The organism is Inquilinus sp. 2KB_23, assembly GCF_052115705.1.
In the GTDB taxonomy this organism is placed as follows: domain Bacteria; phylum Pseudomonadota; class Alphaproteobacteria; order DSM-16000; family Inquilinaceae; genus Inquilinus; species Inquilinus ginsengisoli_A.
The window spans coordinates 1-3,845 of record NZ_JBFRHF010000065.1 but is presented as its reverse complement, the minus strand read 5'-3'; the positions used below and the strand labels follow the sequence as shown (position 1 = coordinate 3,845).

Sequence of the window (3,845 nt, the reverse complement as noted above, 5' to 3'; positions counted from 1 at the left end):
GGCGGAGATGGTGGCGGATAGCGGGCTGCGCCTGGTGCTGACGCAGGCGTCACTGTCGGACCGGCTGCCGGCGGGGGCGGCGCGGATCCTGGTCGAGGATGCGGCAGGCGAGGCGGCGGTGGCGCCGGTGGTGTCGCTGTGCCCGGAGAACCTGGCCTATGTGATCTACACCTCGGGGTCGACCGGCAAGCCCAAGGGCGTCGGCGTCGCCCATGGACCCATCGCGGAGCATTGCCGGGTGACCGCGCCGCTCTACGACATGGACGAGACCTCGCGCGAGTTCCACTTCATCGCCTTCAGCTTCGATGGCGCGCATGAGCGCTGGCTGACGGCGCTGACCTGCGGCGCCAGCCTGGTGCTGCGCGACGAGAGCCTGTGGCCGGCTGAGAAGACCCTGGCGGCGATCGGCCGACACGGCGTCACCAATGCCGGCTTCCCGCCGGTCTACATCAACGAGATGGCCGCCTGGGCGGAGGCCACGGATCGGCGTCCGCCGGTGGACCTGTACTCCTTCGGCGGCGAGGCGATGTCGCGAGCGGGGTACGACCGTGTGCGCCGTGCGTTGCGCCCGCGTGTGCTGCTGAACGGGTACGGGCCGACGGAGGCGGTGGTGACGCCGCTGGTGTGGAAGGTGGGTGTGGAGACGGAGTGCGACGGCGCCTATGTGCCGATCGGCCGCCCGGTGGGGGACCGCCGGGCCTATGTGCTGGACCGTCGGCTGCAGCCGGTGCCGGTGGGCGTGGCGGGAGAGCTGTACATCGGTGGCAGCGGTCTGGCGCGGGGCTATGTCGGACGCCCGGACCTGACGGCGGATCGGTTCGTGCCGGACCCGCAGGGCGAGCCGGGCGGGCGGATGTACCGGACCGGGGACCTGGTGCGGTGGCGTCCGGACGGGTCGATCGACTATGTCGGGCGTTCGGACCACCAGGTGAAGATCCGGGGCTACCGGATCGAGCTGGGCGAGGTCGAGGCGCGGCTGCTGGCGCATCCGCTGGTGCGGTCGGCGGTGGTGTCGGCGATGGCGTCGCCGGGCGGCAAGCGGCTGGTGGCGCATGTCGTGGCGCGGGAAGGGGCCGGAGACCTCGAACCCGAGCTGAAGGCGCATCTGGGATCGCAGCTGCCGGACCACATGGTGCCGTCACGCGTGGTGGTGCTGGACGCGCTGCCGCTCTTGGGCAACGGCAAGGTGAACCGCCTGGCGCTGCCGGTGCCGGAATGGAGCGTGGCGGCGACGGCGCAGGCGGAGCCGGAGGGCGAGGCCGAGCGGACCCTGGCGGGGATCTGGGCGGAGGTGCTGGGCCTGGCATCGGTGGGCGCGACGGACAACTTCTTCGAGCTGGGCGGGGATTCGATCCTGTCGCTGCAGGTGGTGGGCCGGGCGCGCCGCGCCGGCCTGGTGCTGACGCCGCGCCAGCTGTTCGAGCACCAGACGGTGCGGGGGCTGGCGGCGGCAGCGAAGGTCGAGGCGGCGGCGGTCGAGGAGATCGCATCGGGCGAGGCGGTGCTGACACCGATCCAGCGCTGGTTCTTCGACACGGCGATGGCGGAACGTCACCACTGGAACCAGTCGGTGCTGCTGGCACCGCGCCAGGCGCCGGACGCATCGGCGCTGCAGCAGGCGGTGTCGGCGGTGGTGGGCCACCACGACGCGCTGCGTCTGCGCTTCGTGGAACGGAACGGCGCCTGGTCGCAGCACCATGCCGAGCCGTCCGAGCAGGACTGGCTGTGGCAGCGGTCGGCGGCGGATGAGGCGGATCAGCTGGCGGTGTCGGAAGCGGCGCAACGCAGCCTGGACCTGGGGCATGGCCCGCTGCTGCGGGCGGTGCTGATCGATCGCTGGGACGGGACCCAGCGCCTGCTGCTGGCGGTGCACCATCTGGTGGTGGACGGGGTGTCGTGGCGGATCCTGCTGGAGGATCTGCAGACCGCCTACGCCCAGGCCGCGGCGGGCGAGGCGATCGCGCTGCCGGCGAAGAGCAGCGCCTTCGGCCGCTGGGGCGGACGTCTGCAGGCGCATGCGCCGGCGCGGGCGGCGGAGCTGCCCTACTGGCGCGACGTCCTCGACGGACCCTCCGGCTTCCCGGTGGCACGCCCTGAGGGCGCGAACACGGTGGCGCAGCTGGCGGAACACCGCCTGCGCTTCGACGCCGGGCTGACCGAACGGCTGGTGAAGACGGCGCCGAAGGCGTGGCGGACGGGGGTCGAAGACCTGCTGCTGACGGCGCTGGCGCGGGTGCTGTGCCGGCACACCGGTGACGGCTCGGCCCTGGTGGCGCTGGAAGGCCATGGCCGCGAGGGGCTGTTCGACGATGTCGACCTCAGCCGGACACTGGGGTGGTTCACCAGCGTGTACCCGGTGCGCCTGACGCCGGAGGCGGACCTTGAGGCATCGCTGAAGGCGGTGAAGGAACAGCTGCGGTCGGTGCCGGACCGGGGCATCGGCTACGGCGTGCTGCGCTATCTCGGCAGCGCGGAGACCCAGGCGGAACTGGCCGCGCTGCCCTGGCCGGCGGTGACCTTCAACTATCTCGGCCGGTTCGAGGGGCTGACCGACGGGGCCTTCGCCCAGGCCGGCGAGAGCGCCGGTCGGGACCAGAACGACGGGTCGCCGCTGGGCGGTGAGCTGGTGGTGAACGGCCAGATCGTGGGCGGCGTGCTGTGCTTGAGCTGGCTGTACAGCGCGGCGCGGCACGACGCGGCGGTGATCGAGACCCTGGCCGCGGCCTACGAGGCCGAGCTGTCGGCGCTGGTGGAGCATTGCTGCGACCCGGCGACCCCGGGCGGTCTGACGCCGTCGGACGTGCCGCTCTCCGGCCTGTCGCAGGCGGCGCTGGACGCGCTGCCGGTGGTGGCGTCGGAGGTGGAGGATCTGTACCCGCTGTCGCCGATGCAGCAGGGCATGCTGTTCCACAGCCTGCAGGCGCCGGAGCTGTATGTGACGCAGCTGAGCGTGGCGGTGGACGGCCTGGACGCCGACCGCTTCGCGCGGGCGTGGGAGGCGGTGGTGGACCGCCACGCGATCCCGCGCAGCGGCTTCCTGTGGGACGGTGAACGCCCGCTGCAGCTGGTGCACCGCCGGGCGCCGTCGCCGGTGGAGCAGCTGGACTGGCGCAGCCGGCCGGACCAGGAGCAGGCGCTGTCGGATCTGGCGGTGTCGGACCGGGCACGAGGCTTCGACCTGGCGCGTCCGCCGTTGCTGCGGGTGGTGCTGGTGCGGCTGGGGGAGGCGCGGCACCAGCTGATCCTGACCAGCCACCATGTGCTCTTGGACGGGTGGAGCACGTCGCGTCTGATCGGCGAGGTGCTGACGCGATACCACGGCGGCACGCCCTCCACGTCGGGCGGCCGGTACCGGGACTACATCGCCTGGCTGCAGGCACGAGATACGTCCGCGGATGAGCGGTTCTGGCGCGAGCGGCTGTCGGGCGTCGAGGAGCCGACGCTGCTGGCCGCAGCGCTGCCCAACCCAATGCCGGAGCCAGGCTACGGCGCCGCACGGCTGCATCTGGACGGTGCGGCGACGGAGGGTCTGAAGGCCTTCGCCCGGCGCGAGCGGGTGACCTTGAACACGGTGGTGCAGGGGGCATGGTCGCTGCTGCTGTCGCGGGTGACCGGTCAGCGGCGGGTGGTGTTCGGGGCGACGGTGTCGGGACGGCCGGCGGAGCTGGCGGAGGCGGAGACGCTGTTGGGGCTGTTCATCAACACCCTGCCGGTGGCGCAGGAGTTGGACCCCGGCCGCAGCGTGGGAGACTGGCTGCGCCAGCTGCAGGGGCTGAACGTGGCGATGCGGGAGCATGAGCACACGCCCTTGTACGAGATCCAGGGCTGGGCGGGGGCTGGGCGGG

The 3,845-nt window shown here is 72.6% G+C and carries 1 protein-coding gene; it reads left to right on the top strand.

The features are described 5' to 3' along the window. Window positions 1-10: 10 nt before the first annotated feature. Window positions 11-3,845, top strand: a 3,835-nt coding sequence (locus AB4112_RS35865) for a condensation domain-containing protein (protein WP_441727225.1), incomplete at its 3' end; no start/stop codon positions are given.